Origin of the sequence: Streptomyces sp. NPDC087270, from assembly GCF_044744625.1 — a bacterium.
Lineage (GTDB): Bacteria > Actinomycetota > Actinomycetes > Streptomycetales > Streptomycetaceae > Actinacidiphila.
In genome coordinates, this window is sequence record NZ_JBIUYR010000002.1 from 709,801 (window position 1) to 724,775 (window position 14,975).

At 72.2% G+C, this 14,975-nt stretch carries 12 protein-coding genes and 1 other RNA gene; 2 read left to right on the forward strand and 11 right to left on the reverse strand.

Going from position 1 to position 14,975, the window contains the following annotated elements; translation table 11 throughout:
- Positions 1 to 101 precede the first annotated feature (101 nt).
- Positions 102 to 1,460 carry a UDP-N-acetylglucosamine 1-carboxyvinyltransferase gene (gene murA, locus ACIPAE_RS06540; protein ID WP_328464601.1) on the forward strand — a complete coding sequence of 453 codons (1,359 nt, stop codon included), beginning with the start codon at positions 102 to 104 and terminating at the stop codon, positions 1,458 to 1,460.
- A 245-nt stretch (positions 1,461 to 1,705) separates the two neighbouring features.
- Here murA and ACIPAE_RS06545 read toward each other — a convergent pair whose 3' ends face one another.
- The 10 genes from ACIPAE_RS06545 to ftsE all read right to left on the reverse strand — a co-directional run bounded on the left by ACIPAE_RS06545 (position 1,706) and on the right by ftsE (position 13,274).
- Positions 1,706 to 1,987 carry an HU family DNA-binding protein gene (locus tag ACIPAE_RS06545; RefSeq protein ID WP_103888102.1) on the reverse strand — a complete coding sequence of 94 codons (282 nt, stop codon included), beginning with the start codon at positions 1,985 to 1,987 and terminating at the stop codon, positions 1,706 to 1,708.
- A 191-nt stretch (positions 1,988 to 2,178) separates the two neighbouring features.
- Positions 2,179 to 3,621 carry an NAD-dependent malic enzyme gene (locus ACIPAE_RS06550; RefSeq protein ID WP_402443252.1) on the reverse strand — a complete coding sequence of 481 codons (1,443 nt, stop codon included), beginning with the start codon at positions 3,619 to 3,621 and terminating at the stop codon, positions 2,179 to 2,181.
- Between the two features lie 434 nt (positions 3,622 to 4,055).
- Positions 4,056 to 6,341: a HelD family protein gene (locus ACIPAE_RS06555; protein ID WP_402443254.1), complete on the reverse strand. Its 2,286-nt coding sequence runs from the start codon at positions 6,339 to 6,341 to the stop codon at positions 4,056 to 4,058.
- 153 nt (positions 6,342 to 6,494) lie between these two features.
- The gene (locus ACIPAE_RS06560) at positions 6,495 to 7,160 is read right to left on the reverse strand and encodes a CGNR zinc finger domain-containing protein (protein WP_402443256.1); all 666 of its coding nucleotides are present in this window, start codon (positions 7,158 to 7,160) and stop codon (positions 6,495 to 6,497) included.
- Positions 7,161 to 7,421: 261 nt separating this feature from the next.
- The gene (locus ACIPAE_RS06565) at positions 7,422 to 8,564 is read right to left on the reverse strand and encodes a uroporphyrinogen-III synthase (RefSeq protein WP_329369051.1); all 1,143 of its coding nucleotides are present in this window, start codon (positions 8,562 to 8,564) and stop codon (positions 7,422 to 7,424) included.
- Positions 8,565 to 9,105: 541 nt separating this feature from the next.
- Positions 9,106 to 9,492, reverse strand: a transfer-messenger RNA (tmRNA) gene (gene ssrA / locus ACIPAE_RS06570).
- 123 nt (positions 9,493 to 9,615) lie between these two features.
- Positions 9,616 to 10,095, reverse strand: a complete 480-nt coding sequence (gene smpB, locus ACIPAE_RS06575; protein WP_329369049.1) for an SsrA-binding protein SmpB — start codon at positions 10,093 to 10,095, stop codon at positions 9,616 to 9,618.
- Between the two features lie 18 nt (positions 10,096 to 10,113).
- Entirely contained in the window at positions 10,114 to 11,424 is a 1,311-nt protein-coding gene (locus ACIPAE_RS06580) for a S41 family peptidase (protein ID WP_402443258.1), read from the reverse strand.
- Positions 11,425 to 11,615: 191 nt separating this feature from the next.
- Positions 11,616 to 12,536 (reverse strand): permease-like cell division protein FtsX, encoded by a 921-nt coding sequence (gene ftsX / locus ACIPAE_RS06585; protein ID WP_328464620.1) that lies wholly within the window; start codon positions 12,534 to 12,536, stop codon positions 11,616 to 11,618.
- Between the two features lie 48 nt (positions 12,537 to 12,584).
- Positions 12,585 to 13,274 (reverse strand): cell division ATP-binding protein FtsE, encoded by a 690-nt coding sequence (ftsE, locus tag ACIPAE_RS06590; protein ID WP_037907191.1) that lies wholly within the window; start codon positions 13,272 to 13,274, stop codon positions 12,585 to 12,587.
- A 389-nt stretch (positions 13,275 to 13,663) separates the two neighbouring features.
- Between ftsE and ACIPAE_RS06595 the strand changes: the two genes are divergently transcribed.
- Positions 13,664 to 13,855 carry a hypothetical protein gene (locus ACIPAE_RS06595; protein ID WP_328464624.1) on the forward strand — a complete coding sequence of 64 codons (192 nt, stop codon included), beginning with the start codon at positions 13,664 to 13,666 and terminating at the stop codon, positions 13,853 to 13,855.
- A 100-nt stretch (positions 13,856 to 13,955) separates the two neighbouring features.
- Here ACIPAE_RS06595 and ACIPAE_RS06600 read toward each other — a convergent pair whose 3' ends face one another.
- Positions 13,956 to 14,867 carry a hypothetical protein gene (locus ACIPAE_RS06600; RefSeq protein WP_402443261.1) on the reverse strand — a complete coding sequence of 304 codons (912 nt, stop codon included), beginning with the start codon at positions 14,865 to 14,867 and terminating at the stop codon, positions 13,956 to 13,958.
- Between the last annotated feature and the right edge of the window lie 108 nt (positions 14,868 to 14,975).

Consider the following 14,975-nt stretch of genomic DNA (forward strand, 5'->3'; position numbering starts at 1 on the left):
TCAAGCGCATTACCATCTCTTCTGGTTCCCGCGCGGCGGCGAAAGACCCGCGGCCGTGCACGCCGAAGCCCGTACGACTTCTGAAGAAGATCGCGAGATCCATGACCGACATCGCCGATGTGCTGCTTGTCCATGGTGGGACCCCCCTGGAGGGCGAGATCAAGGTCAGAGGTGCGAAGAACCTCGTGCCGAAGGCCATGGTGGCCGCCCTGCTGGGCAGCGAACCGAGCCGGCTGCTGGGCGTGCCCGAGATCCGCGACGTGCGGGTGGTGCGCGGCCTGCTCCAGTTGCACGGCGTCACCGTGGAGAGCGGCGACGCGCCCGGTGAGCTGGTGCTGGACCCGCGCCGGGTGGAGAGCGCCAACGTGGCCGACATCGACGCGCACGCCGGCTCCTCGCGCATCCCGATCCTGTTCTGCGGCCCGCTGCTGCACCGGCTCGGGCACGCGTTCATCCCGGGCCTGGGCGGCTGCGACATCGGCGGCCGGCCGATCGACTTCCACTTCGACGTGCTGCGCAAGTTCGGCGCCACGATCGAGAAGCGCGCCGACGGCCAGTACCTGGAGGCGCCGCAGCGGCTGCGCGGCTGCCGGATCAGGCTGCCGTACCCGTCGGTGGGCTCCACCGAGCAGGTGCTGCTGACCGCGGTGCTCGCCGAGGGGGTGACCGAACTCACCAACGCCGCCGTGGAGCCGGAGATCGAGGACCTGATCTGCGTGCTGCAGAAGATGGGCGCGATCATCTCGGTGGACACCGACCGCACCATCCGGATCACCGGCGTGGACTCCCTGGGCGGCTACGTCCACCGGGCCATCCCGGACCGGCTGGAGGCCGCCTCCTGGGCGAGCGCGGCGCTGGCCACCGAGGGCGACATCTACGTGCGCGGCGCGCAGCAGCGCTCGATGATGACCTTCCTGAACACCTTCCGCCGGGTCGGCGGCGCCTTCGAGATCGACGACGAGGGCATCCGCTTCTGGCACCCGGGCGGCCCGCTGAAGGCCATCGCGCTGGAGACCGACGTGCACCCGGGCTTCCAGACCGACTGGCAGCAGCCGCTGGTGGTGGCCCTCACCCAGGCGTCGGGGCTGTCGATCGTGCACGAGACGGTCTACGAGTCCCGGCTGGGCTTCACCGAGGCGCTCAACCAGATGGGCGGGCACATCCAGCTCTACCGCGAGTGCCTGGGCGGCAGCGCCTGCCGGTTCGGGCAGCGCAACTTCCTGCACTCCGCGGTGGTGTCGGGGCCGACCAAGCTCCAGGGCGCCGACCTGGTCATCCCCGACCTGCGCGGCGGCTTCTCGTACCTGATCGCGGCGCTGGCCGCGCAGGGCACCTCGCGGGTGCACGGGATCAGCCTGATCAACCGCGGCTACGAGAACTTCCTGGCGAAGCTCCAGGGGCTGGGCGCCGACATCGAGCTTCCGCCGCTGCCGGACAGCGGGGCCGCTGAGGTGGCCTGAGAGCCACGACCCGAGCCGTGGCCGGAGCCGTGGGCCCCGGTCCCGCCGCTGGAGCCCCGACCCGAGCCTTCGTACGGCCCGCAGCGCCCCCGTACGGGCCGTACGAGCCGTATGCCGCCGGTACGGAGCCCGGCCCGGCCGGTACGGCGCCTGCGGGCCCCTGCCGGCCCGGCAGACGCCGAGGGCGGCCGTCTCCCTCGGGAGGCGGCCGCCCTCGGCGTTTCGGTGCTACTGCACCACCGGGCTCACTTGCCCTTGGCGGCTTCCTTCAGCTTGGAACCCGCGGACACCTTCACGCTGTAGCCCGCCGGGATCTCGATCGGCTCACCGGTCTGCGGGTTGCGGGCGGTGCGGGCACTGCGGTGGGTGCGCTCGAAGGTCAGGAAGCCGGGGATGGTGACCTTCTCGTCACCCTTGGCCACGATCTCACCGACGGTCTCGGCGAACGCGGCCAGCACGGCGTCGGCGTCCTTGCGGGTCACCTCGGCGCGGTCGGCCAGCGCGGCCACCAGCTCACTGCGGTTCATATCTGTACTCCCGTGTTCTTGCTGCCATGGGGGCGCGAGCCGAAGCTTTTGCTGTGTGCCTCACCGCCCAGGTGTGCATCCTGCCCCCATATATGGGGGGAAAGCCAATCGCCTGCCCGCGCGAGTCGCGGAAAAAGCGCTGGGAGAGGCCAGGCGGCGGCACCCTGGGGCGAGAGCATCACGCGCTGTCGTCAGACGGTCGACGCTGGGAATCCGTTTCCGCGCTCCGGGGTGACCGCCTTGGCCGCGTTCCTGACCGCGTCCGCGACCGCGCCGGCCACCTTGTCGTTGAAGACGCTGGGCACGATGTAGTTCGGGTTCAGCTCGTCGTCGCCGACGACCGAGGCCAGCGCACGTGCGGCGGCCAGCATCATCTCGGTGTTGACGGTGCGGGACTGCGCGTCCAGCAGGCCGCGGAAGACGCCCGGGAAGACCAGCACGTTGTTGATCTGGTTCGGGAAGTCGCTGCGGCCGGTGGCCACCACGGCGGCCGTCTCGCGCGCCTCGGCCGGGTCCACCTCGGGGTCGGGGTTGGCCAGCGCGAAAACGATGGCGCCCTCGGCCATCCGGGCGATGTCCGCGCCTTGCAGCAGGTTCGGCGCGGAGACCCCGATGAACACGTCGGCGCCCACCACGGCGTCCTTGAGGGTGCCGGTGGCGCCCTCGGGGTTGGTGTTCTCGGCGATCCAGCGCAGCGCGGTCTCGGGGCCGGCGTCCTTCAGGTCGTCCCGCTCGGCGTGCACCACGCCGTGGATGTCGGCGACCACCGCGTGCTTCACCCCGGCCGCCAGCAGCAGCTTGAGGATCGCGGTGCCGGCCGCGCCCGCGCCCGACATGACCACCCGCAGGTCGCCGATCTGCTTGCCGACGCAGCGCAGCGCGTTGGTCAGCGCGGCGAGCACCACGATCGCGGTGCCGTGCTGGTCGTCGTGGAAGACCGGGATGTCCAGCGCCTCGCGCAGCCGCGCCTCGATCTCGAAGCAGCGCGGCGCGGAGATGTCCTCCAGGTTGATGCCCGCGAAGCCCGGCGCGATGGCTTTGACGATCGCGACGATCTCGTCGGTGTCCTGGGTGTCCAGGCACAGCGGCCACGCGTCGATCCCGGCGAACCGCTTGAACAGCGCCGCCTTGCCCTCCATCACCGGCAAGGCCGCCTTCGGCCCGATGTTGCCCAGCCCCAGCACCGCGGAGCCGTCGGTGACCACGGCGACCGAGTTGCGCTTGATGGTCAGCCGGCGGGCGTCCTCGGGGTTCTCGGCGATGGCCATGCAGACCCGCGCCACGCCGGGCGTGTAGACCATCGACAGGTCGTCACGGTTGCGGATGGGGTGCTTGGACTGCATCTCGATCTTGCCGCCGAGGTGCATCAGGAACGTACGGTCGGAGACCTTGCCGATGGTCACGCCGTCGATCGAGCGCAGCTTGCTGACGATCTCGGCGGCGTGGTCGGTGGAACTGGCCGCGATGGTGACGTCGATGCGCAGCTTCTCGTGGCCCGACGCGGTCACGTCCAGGCCCGTGACCGACCCGCCGGAGGACTCGACCGCGGTGGTGAGCCGGCCGACCGCGCCCCCGCTGGCGGGGACCTCCAGCCGTACCGTGATCGAGTACGAGACGCTTGGCGCCGTTGCCATGACTGCCTTCTTCCGGTTCCTGCCTGAGGGATTCTCGTGATGGTCGCACCTACCGGCGGGTACGCGTAAACCCGCCCACAGCAGTGGAATCGTACTTCCGCGATACGGGAGCGGGCCACGTGCGGGGTGCACAGCGGCGGAAGAACACGTGGCGGGCGGGTGACGGACGACCAATTCCGGCCTGCGGGAAGAGGTTCGCAGGAGGGTTTGTTAGCCTGGATACGGCACCGGCTCGATCCAAGCCCCCGGGCCCAACCTTAGGCGCTTCGAGCGCCCACTTGCCGCGAGGCGAGCATGGCGGGTCGGTGTCGCAAGCGTCATTCGGGCGCCCCCTTCGGCGAAGGGGGCGCCCGATGTGCGTCCGGGCCGGCGCCGCCCGGTCCGCGCGCCGCCCGGCCGGGTTCCGGTCCGCCCGAGGCGCGCCGCGGCCGGGCTCAGTCCGCCCGCAACAGGTCCGGCACGCCTGCCGCGTCGGGCAGGTCCGCGGGCACCGCCAGCACCGTGAGCCGCTGCGTGGCCCGCGTCAGGGCGACGTACAAGGTGCGCAGCCCCGCCGGGGACTCCTCCGCGATCTCCGCTGGCCCGACCACGACCGTCGCGTCGTACTCCAGCCCCTTGGCCTCCAGGCTGCCCAGCGCGACCACCCGGTCGCCGAGCCCTTCCAGCCAACGCCGGGCCTGCGCGCGGCGGTTCATCGCCACCACGACCCCGATGGTGCCGTCCACCTCGCCGAGCAGCCGCTGTGCGGCGGCCCGCACGTCGGCGCCCAGATCCTCGCCGGCCACGTCGTAGCGCGGCGCGATCCCGGTGGAGCGGACCGCGCGCGGCGACGGGCTGCCGGGCATCGCCAACGCCAGCACGGTGGAGGCGACTTCGGCGATCTCCGCGGGGTTGCGGTAGTTGACGGTGAGGGTGAACCGGCGGCGCGGACGGGTGCCCAGCGCCTCGTCACGCGCCCGGGCCGCCTCGTCGACGTCCGTCCACGAACTCTGCGCCGGGTCACCGACGATCGTCCAGGTGGCGGTGCGGCCGCGCCGGCCGACCATCCGCCACTGCATCGGCGTGAGGTCCTGCGCCTCGTCCACGATCACGTGCGCGTACTCGGTACGCTCCCGCGCCAGCCGCTCCGCCCGCTCCCTGCGGGTCTCGGCGCTCGCCTGCGGCATCAACTCCTCCAGCCCGGTGAGCTGGTCGAGCGGATCGACCTCGCGGCGCTTCTCCCGGGGCGGCGAGCCCAGCAGCGTGTCCAGCTCGTCCAGCAGCGCCACGTCGTGCACCGAGGTGCCGGCCCGCCGCAGCGACCTGGCCACCCGGCGCACCTCCGGCGGGCTGAGCACCCGGCGGGCCCAGCGGGACAGCCGCTTGTCGTCGGCGAGCGCGGCCAGCACCCGGACCGGTTCCAGCACCGGCCACCAGGCGTCCAGGAACTCCGTGAAGTCCGGCTCGGTGCTGATGTCCTCGTCGAAGCCCGCGCGCTCCTGCGCGGCGAGGTCCGGGTCGTCGAACCGGCGGCCGGTCTTGCGCCACAGCGCGTCCAGCAGCAGCCGCCTGGCGCGCGGGCGCAGCAGGTTGACCGGGGTGGTGCCGCCCAGCACCTGCTGGCGCACCGCGTTCAGCTCGTTCGCCTCCAGCTCCACCCGGCGGCCGAAGGCGACCACCCGCAGCCGCCCGCCCTGCGGGCTCGCGCCACCGCCCGCAGTGGGGTCCGGCGGCAGCTCCAGGCAGCCGCGGGCCGCGTTGCGCAGCACCTTCAGCATCCGCAGCGAACCCTTGATCCGGGCCACCGCCGGGTCGTCGTACAGCTCCGCCGTCACGCCGTCGACCAGCGAGCCGACCGCGCGGATCGCGACCTGGCCCTCCTCGCCGAGCGAGGGCAGGACGCCCTCGGTGTACGCGACCAGCAGCGGGGTGGGGCTCACGCACAGGATGCCGCCGGAGTAGCGGCGGCGGTCCTGGTAGAGCAGGTACGCGGCCCGGTGCAGGGCCACCGCGGTCTTGCCGGTGCCGGGGCCGCCGGACACCTCGGTCACGGACGCGGCGGGGGCCCGGATCACCAGGTCCTGCTCGGCCTGGATGCTGGAGACGATGTCCCGCATGCTGTGCGTACGCGCCTGGCCGAGCGCCGCCATCAGCGCGCCGTCGCCGACCACCGGCAGCCCGGTGGTCAGCTCCGGGCGCAGCAGGTCGTCCTCGACGCCGAGCACCCGGCGGCCCTTGGAGCGGATCACCCGGCGGCGCACCACCCGGCCGGGCGCGACCGGCGTGGACCGGTAGAAGGGCGCGGCGGCCGGCGCCCGCCAGTCGATCACCAGCGGGGCGTACTCCGCGTCGAGCACGCCGATCCGGCCGATGTGCAGGGTCTCGGCGATGTCCGCGGCACCGTCGGCGCGGATCGCGTCGTCGGCGGGCTCGATCGAGGTGTACGCCCCGTCCGCGCCCTTCTTGCCGTCCTTGCCGGGCAGCAGGTCGATCCGGCCGAAGAGGAAGTCCTCGAACTCGCTGTTGAGGCGGTTGAGGTGGATGCCCGCGCGGAAGACCTGCGCGTCGCGTTCGGCCAGCGCGCCGGGCGTGCCGACCTGCCCGCGCTTGGCGGCGTCGCTCATCAGGAACTCCGCCTCGTGGATCTTCTCCTCCAAGCGGCTGTACACCCGGTCCAGGTGCGCCTGCTCCGCGGCGATCTCCTGGTCCCGGACCCCCGGTGCTGCGGTCTGCGCGGCCACGCAGGACCCCCTTCTGCTGTGCGACGCCCCGTGCGCGTCCGTGCGTGGGGCAGCCTGCAACCGTACGCGACCTGCGCGCCCGTGCCCACCCGGGCGCGCGCCCGCGGCGGACCCGACGCGCGCCGGGCCCGCCGGCCGGCCCCGACGGCCGGGTCAGCCTTGGGTGCCGGCGAGGGTGGTGCGGCGGCGGTGCCGGGCGACCCGCTCCCGGTTCCCGCACACCTCACTGCTGCACCATCGGCGGCGCCGGCCGCGCGAGGTGTCGAGGTAGACGCGGTGGCAGCGCTCGCCCTCGCAGCGGCGCAGCCGGTCCCGCGCGGCCGGGTCGGTGAGCAGGTCCACGGCGTCCCGGGCCACGACGGAGGCGAGGGATTCCCAGGTGGGAGGTGCGGCGAGCCGCCTCGACAGCGCGACGGCCGGCTCCGTCTCCTTCTGCGGCGGCTTCCGCGTCGCCGCGTTCGTCGCCGCGTTCGTCGCCGTGTTCGTCGCCGTACGGGGCTCGGTACGCGGCTCCGGTACGGCCGCGGGTGCGGGGGGCGCGGGGCGCGCGAACTGGTTGAGCGCGGCGATGTCGTCCGGGGTCGGCGCGTCGCCGTCCACCTCGCACGCCACCAGCCGCCGCAGCAGTGCGCGCAGCTCGTGGAAGTGGGGCAGCCACCCGCTCTCCACCGGTATCGCGGTGGCCGCGGGGACCAGGCCCGCGCCGTACAGCCACCGGCTCAGCTGCGCGGTGTCCCGCAGTTCGTCCGCGGTCTCCGCCTGCCCGTGCTCCTTCGTGGCCGCCAGATCCAGACACACCCGGCCCCCGTCAAACCGCATCCACCCGCACCTCCCACCCCAGGGTGCCCCTCCGGGGGTGGAGCCGCTACCCGTCCCGCCGCCACGGTTCCGTCTCGTACCGGCCTTCCCCGGTGGTGGGCCGGTCGGCGGTTCCCCGCGCCCCTGGGTTTGTGCGGCCCGCTCCGCGGAAGGAGGCTCACCCCCAAGGGGCGCTGGGCTGCGGTCGGGGACGTGGCAGAACCGTGACGGGGGGACGCCGTACCCACCACCGGGGGGTGGTCCCGGGAGCGGCGGGAGGCATCAGCCCGGGGGGTCCAGCGCCAACCGATACCCCCGCTTCACCACGGTCTGCACCAACCGCGGCTCCCCGAGGGCGGTACGGAGCCGCGCCACCGCCGTCTCGACGGCGTGTTCGTCGCGCCCGGCCCCGGGCAGCACCCGCAGCAGCTCACCGCGGCCGACCACCCACCCCGGCCGGCGGGCCAGCGCCCGCAGCAGCGCCATCCCGGCCGGGGGCACCGGCCGAAGCAGGCCGTCGACGAGGACCGCGTGCCCGCGCACCTCGACGCGGTGCCCGGCCACCGGCAACGGGTGGACCCGCGCGGGCAGTTCACGCGCGAGCACCTGCACGAGCGGCAGGAGCCGGAACCGCTCGGGCCGCAGAGTCGGAACGTCCCGCTCGTGGAGCGGAAGGGCCGTCACCGGCCCCACGCACGCGGCCAGTACCTCCCCCCGGAACGCCCGCAGCAGATCGTCGAGCCGCCCGCGCTGCTCCGCCCGCTTCAGCAGCGAGGCGACCGCGGGCGCGGAGGTGAAGCTCACCGCGTCGACCCCGCCCGCGAACACCGCGTCGAGCAGCCGGTCGACCGGCCCCAGGTCCTCCGGCGGCATCCACCGGTAGACCGGCACCGCCACCACCCGCGCCCCGGCCGAGCGCAGCGCCTCGTCGAACCCGGCCGTCGGTTCGCCGTGCAACTGGACGGCGACGCACCGCCCTTCGACGCCCTCGGCCAGCAACTGCTCCAGCACCTCGGCCATCGACTCGGAGGCCGGGGACCACGCCTCGGCGAGCCCGGCCGCGCGGACCGCGCCGCGCACCTTCGGCCCGCGGGTGAACACCCGGGCCTCGGCGAGCCGCCGCAGCAGCGCCTCGCCGAGCCCCCACCCGTCGGCCGCCTCCAGCCAGCCGCGGAAGCCGATCGCGGTGGTGGCGACCACGACGTCCGGCGCGTCGTCCAGCAGCCGCTTGGTGGTCGCCAGCAGTTCCGTGTCGTCGGCGAGCGGCATGATCCGCAGGCTCGGCGCCCGCAGCACCACCGCGCCCCGCCGCTCCAGCAGCGTGGCCAGTTCGTCCGCACGACGGGCGGCGGTCACCCCGACGGTGAACCCGGCGAGCGGCGGCACCCCGCCGGCCGCCCCGTTCGGTTCGGAGTCCGCGTCCATCGCTGTCCCACCTCGCTGCTGTCCCCGGGAGGACCATCCTCCCCATCCAGGGTGACGCATGCGGTTCGCCCGGATTTCCCGGGTGTTACGCCCGTCGCCGCCCACCCCGCACCCGCTCCCCCGCGCACCGCGTCCGGCCGCCACCGGTATACGACCCGGGCGGCCCGAAAACGAAAAAGCGACGCGGCCCGCTTCGCGGGCGACGTCGCTTCGTCGCGCAGTACTGGGGGGTGCGGGTGGCACAGCCCCCGCAGGCGCGGCGAAGCCGCGCAGAAAACAACGAAGGCGAGGCGGCCCACGCACTCCGCGGGCATACCTCACCTGCCGCCTTCGGGGGTGCGGGTGGCACAGCCCCCGCAGGCGCGGCGAAGCCGCGCAGAAAACAACGAAGGCGAGGCGGCCCACGCATCCCGCGGGATACCTCACCTGCCGCCTTCGGGGGTGCGGGTGGCACAGCCCCCGCGGGCGCGGCGAAGCCGCGCGGAAAACGACGAAGGCGAGGCGGCCCGCGCATTCCGCGGGCATACCTCACCTATCGCCTTCGTGGAGATGGCGGGAATCGAACCCGCGTCCTGTGGTGCGGAACCAGGGCTTCTCCGAGCGCAGTCCGCTGTGCTTTTCTCGGCCCCGGCAGTCACGCGGACAAGCTACCGACGGGCCCAGCCACTGTGAGATTTCCCGCCGTGCCCCGTGGCCGGGCTCGGCGGTTGAGTCCCCTTAATGATGCCAGGGTCCGGGTCGGGAACACCCCCGGGCTGACACTCCGCAGAGTCTTCGCTAGCTGCTAATTAGGCAGCGAGAGCGAAGGCGGAGGAATCGCGCTTGGAATTGGCGATTATTGGTTTCGGCATATGGTTAACGAGATCATTGCCGCTTCCTCGGCTCGCTTCCCCTGCTTCGACATCCCCAGTCGAAACCGATCATCCCCATGTGGTGTTTTCAAGGTGCACCGCCGGTCACCCGGCGGTTCGGTGCCGGTCCAGCTTCCGCTGGCCCCGCGTTCACCAGTGTAGTGGCAGAACGCGCCACGGGGCCAGCGCATTCCCACGGATCAGGCGCGCTGCCTGCGCCGTGCCGCGGAGACCGCACGGTCCGTCTCGCGCCGGTCCTGCTTCTCCCGCAGCGTCTGCCGCTTGTCGTACTCCTTCTTGCCCTTGGCGAGGGCGATCTCGACCTTCACCCGGCCGTCCTTGAAGTACAGCGCCAGCGGGATCACGGTGTGCCCGCTCTCCTGGGACTTCTGGTCGAGCTTGTCGATCTCCGCGCGGTGCAGCAGCATCTTCCGCTTGCGGCGTGCCGAGTGGTTCGTCCAGGTCCCCTGCGTGTACTCGGGGATGTGCACGTTGTAGAGGTACGCCTCGCCGCCCTCCAGCTGGGCGAAGCCGTCCACCAGTGACGCGCGGCCCATCCGCAGCGACTTCACCTCGGTGCCGGTGAGGACCAGCCCCGCCTCGTAGGTGTCGAGGATGAGGTAGTCGTGCCGCGCCTTCTTGTTCTGCGCGATGATCTTGCGACCCGTCTCTTTAGCCATAGCGGGGCCATTCTCCCACTAGGAGGGGGCACCGAGGCCAGCGAATACCTCGCGGCTCGCGGCGACCGGGTCCTGCCCGCCGGAGACGACCACGTCAGGGGTGATGCCCTTGCCGTCGACGGTACGGCCGTCCGGCAGCCGGTAGTGCCCGACGGTCAGCTCGGCGACCGAGCCGTCCGCGAGGGTGGTGGGCATCTGCACCGAGCCCTTGCCGAAGGTGCGCGAGCCGATCACGACCGCCCGGCCCCGGTCCTGGAGCGCGCCGGAGAGCATCTCGGCCGCGCTCATGGTGCCGCCGTCGACCAGCACCACCAGCGGCACCGCGGTGTCGCCGCCGGCCGCCGCGTAGAGCGCCTGCTGCTGTCCGTGCACGTCGTACGTGGCGACCAGGCCGCCGTCGAGGAAGGCCGACGCGGTGGCGACCGCCTCGGTGACCAGGCCGCCGGAGTTGCCGCGCAGGTCGAGCAGGACGCCGTGGTCGGAGTCCTTGACCGCCGCCGCGACCTGCTCGCCGACCCCCTTGGTGAAGGCGTCGACCTTGATCACGGTCGGGCCGTCCTGCTGCCGGGTGACGGTGACCGCCTCGGTGGCGAGGGTCGCGCGGTGCACCGCGACCGTCCAGTCGCGCGCGCCGCGTTCCACGTCGAGGGTGACGGGGCTGCCCGGCACGTTGTCGCCGCGCAGGTCCGCGACGACCTCGGTGACGGGCAGGCCGGTACATCGGGTGTCGCCGATGGCGGCCAGCACGTCGCCGCCGCGCAGCCCGGCCCGGTCGGCGGGGCTGCCGGCCTGGACCTTGGCGACCTGGATGCGGCCGCCGTCGATCCGGCGCACGGAGACGCCGGTCCCGACGTACTGCCCGTTCAGCGCCTGCTGGAAGCCCGCGTACTCCTGGGCGGTGTAGAACGACGACCAGCGGTCGCCGCTGCGGCTGACCAGCTGCTGCGCGGCGTCGGGGCCCGGGGCGCCGGATTCGGGTTCCCGGCTGATGCGGCCGGTATCCGCCGCCGGGTCCTTGCCCGCGCCCGCCGTGGCCGCCGGGACGCCGCCGCCGTCGCGCCCGTCGTCGGTGCCTCCGCTGCCCGTCACGCCGCTGCCGGGGGAACCGAAACCCTTGCCCGTGGCGCCGCCCGAGGGCGCGCCGCCGGCGGTCCGTGCGGCGCCGGCCGGGGCCGAGGCGACCTCGTGGCCGTTCCTGCGGCCCTGTGCGTCCACACCGGTGAGGCTGCTCGCCGCCGCGCCGGTGGCCAGCATCGCGCCGCACACCAATGTCAAGGTGGCCCCGCGGCGCCAGCGGCGGGGCGTCCCGAACAACGACGGGCCGGACATGGCCGGAAGTCTAGGGCAGAAACCGTACGCACACGGCAAGTTGCGGCTACACCCGACCGGGGGCCGCCGCAACCGCGAACGGCGGCGCCCCGGGACCGCGGGCCCGCGAACGGACCCGGCCCCGGGGCGCCGACGCCCCGCCGTACGAACCTCCGGGCGTCGGCCGCCCGGAGCGTCAGCCCCTCAGTTGCTCAGACCTTCAGATAGCGACGCAGTGCGATGAACGCCGCGAACGCCGGCATCACCACGCCGATCAGCAGCACCAGCGGGAGCACCTGCACCACCGGCCCCCAGCCGAGGAAGGACACCAAGGGGATCTTGTCCTGGAGTCTGAGGCCGGCGTCGATCAGGAAGTACCGTCCGCCGAGCAGCATCACGCACGCGAGTCCCGCGCCGACCAGCCCCGCGAAGGCGGCCTCCATGATGAACGGCATCTGGATGTAGAAGCTCGACGCGCCCACCAGCCGCATGATCCCGGTCTCCCGGCGCCGGGAGAACGCGGACACCCGTACGGTGTTGATGATCAGCAGCATCGCCACGGTGAGCATGAACGCCAGCACCACGTACGCGACCCGGGTCATGCCGTTGAGCAGGTCGAAGAGGTTCTGCAGCACCTTGCGCTGGTCCTCCACCGACTGCACGCCCTTGCGCCCGTTGAAGGCGCTCGCCACCACCTCGAACTTCGTCGGGTCCTTCAGCTTGACCTGGTAGCTCTGTTCCATCTGGTCCGGCGTGATGGAGTCGGCGAGCTGCTTGTTGGACTTGAACTGCTCCTTGTAGTGCTTGTACGCGCCCTCGGCCGTCTCGTAGTAGATCTTCTTGACGACCGGCAGCTTCTTCAGGTCGGCGAGGATCTGGGCCTTCTGGTCGTCGGTCACCGGACCGGCGGCGCAGTTGGGCGTGGTGGCCGCGTCGTTCTTGTTGCAGAGGTAGACGCTGACCTCGACCTTGTCGTACCAGTAGCCCTTCATCGCGTCGACCTGCTTGTTCACGAGCAGGGCACCGCCGGTGAGGGCGAGGGAGAGCGCCACGGAGATGACGACGGCAAGGGTCATCGTGAGGTTCCGGCGGAGACCGACGCCGATCTCCGACAGAACGAACTGGACACGCATGGGGGTCGGGGTTCCTTCCGGAGGGTTGGTGCGAGCGGGCCGGCCCAGTCAGTGCTGGTAGCCGTACACACCGCGCGACTGGTCGCGGACCAGTCGCCCCTTCTCGAGTTCGATGACGCGCTTGCGCATCTGGTCGACGATGTTCTGGTCGTGGGTGGCCATCACCACGGTGGTGCCGGTCCGGTTGATCCGGTCCAGCAGGCGCATGATGCCCACCGACGTCTGCGGGTCGAGGTTTCCGGTCGGCTCGTCGGCGATCAGCAGCATCGGGCGGTTGACGAAGGCGCGGGCGATCGCCACCCGCTGCTGCTCACCGCCGGACAGCTCGCCGGGCATCCGGTCGTCCTTGCCGGCCAGACCCACCAGGTCGAGCACTTCGGGCACTGTCTTGCGGATGGTGCCGCGCGGCTTGCCGATCACTTCGAGCGCGAACGCCACGTTCTCGGCCACGGTCTTGTTCGGCAGCAGCCGGAAGTCCTGGAAGACGGTGCCGAGTTGGCGCCGCATCTGCGGGACCTTCCAGTTCGACAGCCGGTTGAGGTCCTTGCCCAGGACGTGCACCATGCCGGTGTCCGTGCGCTCTTCGCGGAGGATGAGTCGCAGGAAGGTCGACTTCCCTGAGCCGGACGAGCCCACCAGGAAGACGAACTCCCCTTTCTCGATCTCCAGCGAGACATCCCGAAGTGCGGGACGGTTCTGCTTGGGGTAGGTCTTGGTGACGCTGTCGAAACGGATCACGTTGGCACCAGGGGTTGCGGGATCGGGGTTTGGGGTAGGGCCGGATAGGGGATGTGGGGGCGACACTACGCGACCCGGCGAGGCGCGCGCAGTCGCGGTGAGCGGTTGGTGGCCCGGACCACAGGGCACACTCGGACAAACCCGTCATCGCCCCCTTCCGCACCGCGATCCCGCCGCCGCGCGACCCTTCCGCGGGCCGCCGTTTCCGGGCCCGCGATGACGCCCTCGGGGCGCCCTTCCGGGCGGAACCTGGCACAGTAGAGAGTGTGCACGTTGTCAGGACACCGCGGCACAAATGGAAGCCACGGGGCGGGCACGGAGTAGACGCGTCGAGCCCAGGGAACGATTTCATGACCGGGGGCGTTCACCGGACGGAAAAGGAGAGCGCGATGACGTTCGACCGACTGGTGTGTGCCAACTGCGCCGGCCCCGTGAGCGAGGGCCGCTGTCCGGTCTGCCGCGCGAACCGCGCGCGCATGGAACAGCAGGGCGGCTGGTCGACGATATCCCCCGCCACCTTGATAGCACTCCTGGTGGCGCTTCTGGCAGTGGTGATCGTCGTGGAGCACGCCACCGCGTGACACGCGCCCGCACGGCGGGCACACGGATACGGACAGACAGACACCGGCGGGCCCGGGGCGCTGAGCGCCCCGGGCCCGCCTGTTCGTGCTGCTGCGACCGTCAGGCCGCGGCGCCGTCGCCGCCGCCGCGGTTGATCAGGCGCGGGGTCAGCCGGAAGCCGACACCGCCCGCGATCAGGGTCGCGGCACCGATGATCATGAAGGTGGTGCCGCTGGAGCCGGTCTCGGCGAGCTGCGAGGTGGTCTTGCCCTGCTGGACCTGCTGGTTGTCGGTGCTGGCGTTGTTGCCGCAGTCGACGCTGTCGCCGGTCAGGGTGCAGGTGTTGTCGTTGCCGCCCGAGGTGGACGAGCCACCGCCGGAGGTGGACGAACCGCCGCTGCTGGAGCTGCCCCCGGTGCTGGAGGAGCCACCGGAGTTGCCGCCACCGGTCGAGCCGGTACCGCCGGCGTTGCCACCGGTGTTGCCGCCCGAGGTGGTGGTGTCGCCGCCGGTCGTGGTGTCCCCACCGGACGTGGTGTCGCCACCGGACGTGGTGTCGCCACCCGAAGTGGTCGTGTCACCACCGGACGTGGTCGTGTCGCCGCCCGAGGTGGTGTCCCCACCGGAGGTGGTGTCGCCACCGGACGTGGTGTCCCCGCCCGAGGTGGTGTCACCCCCGATCGTGGTCGTGTCGCCGCCCGAGGTGGTGTCCCCACCCGACGTGGTGTCGCCGCCGGACGTGGTGTCCCCACCCGAGGTGGTGTCGCCACCGGACGTGGTGTCGCCACCCGAAGTGGTCGTGTCACCACCGGTGGTGCCACCGTTGGTCACCCCACTGGTGATGCCACCGTTGGTCACGCCGCTGGTGATGCCACCGATGAGATCCAGCGAGCTGGCCGGCTTCACGCTCGGGGTGCTGCTGGGCTGGGAGGCCGCCTGGGCCGCGCCCACGGCCGTCAGGGAGGCGCCGGCCGCGATCACGGCCGCTGCGGCTATGCGAGTGACGCGCAGCCGTGTGTTGCGCTTGGTCATGTCTCAAGTACCCCCATCAGATGTCTGCTTAGGGATGCGCAGCCATGCGGAGTGCGGTGCCACTGGGGCCCGGATGCGCCCGCCCCCAAACGCTCACACCTCATAAAC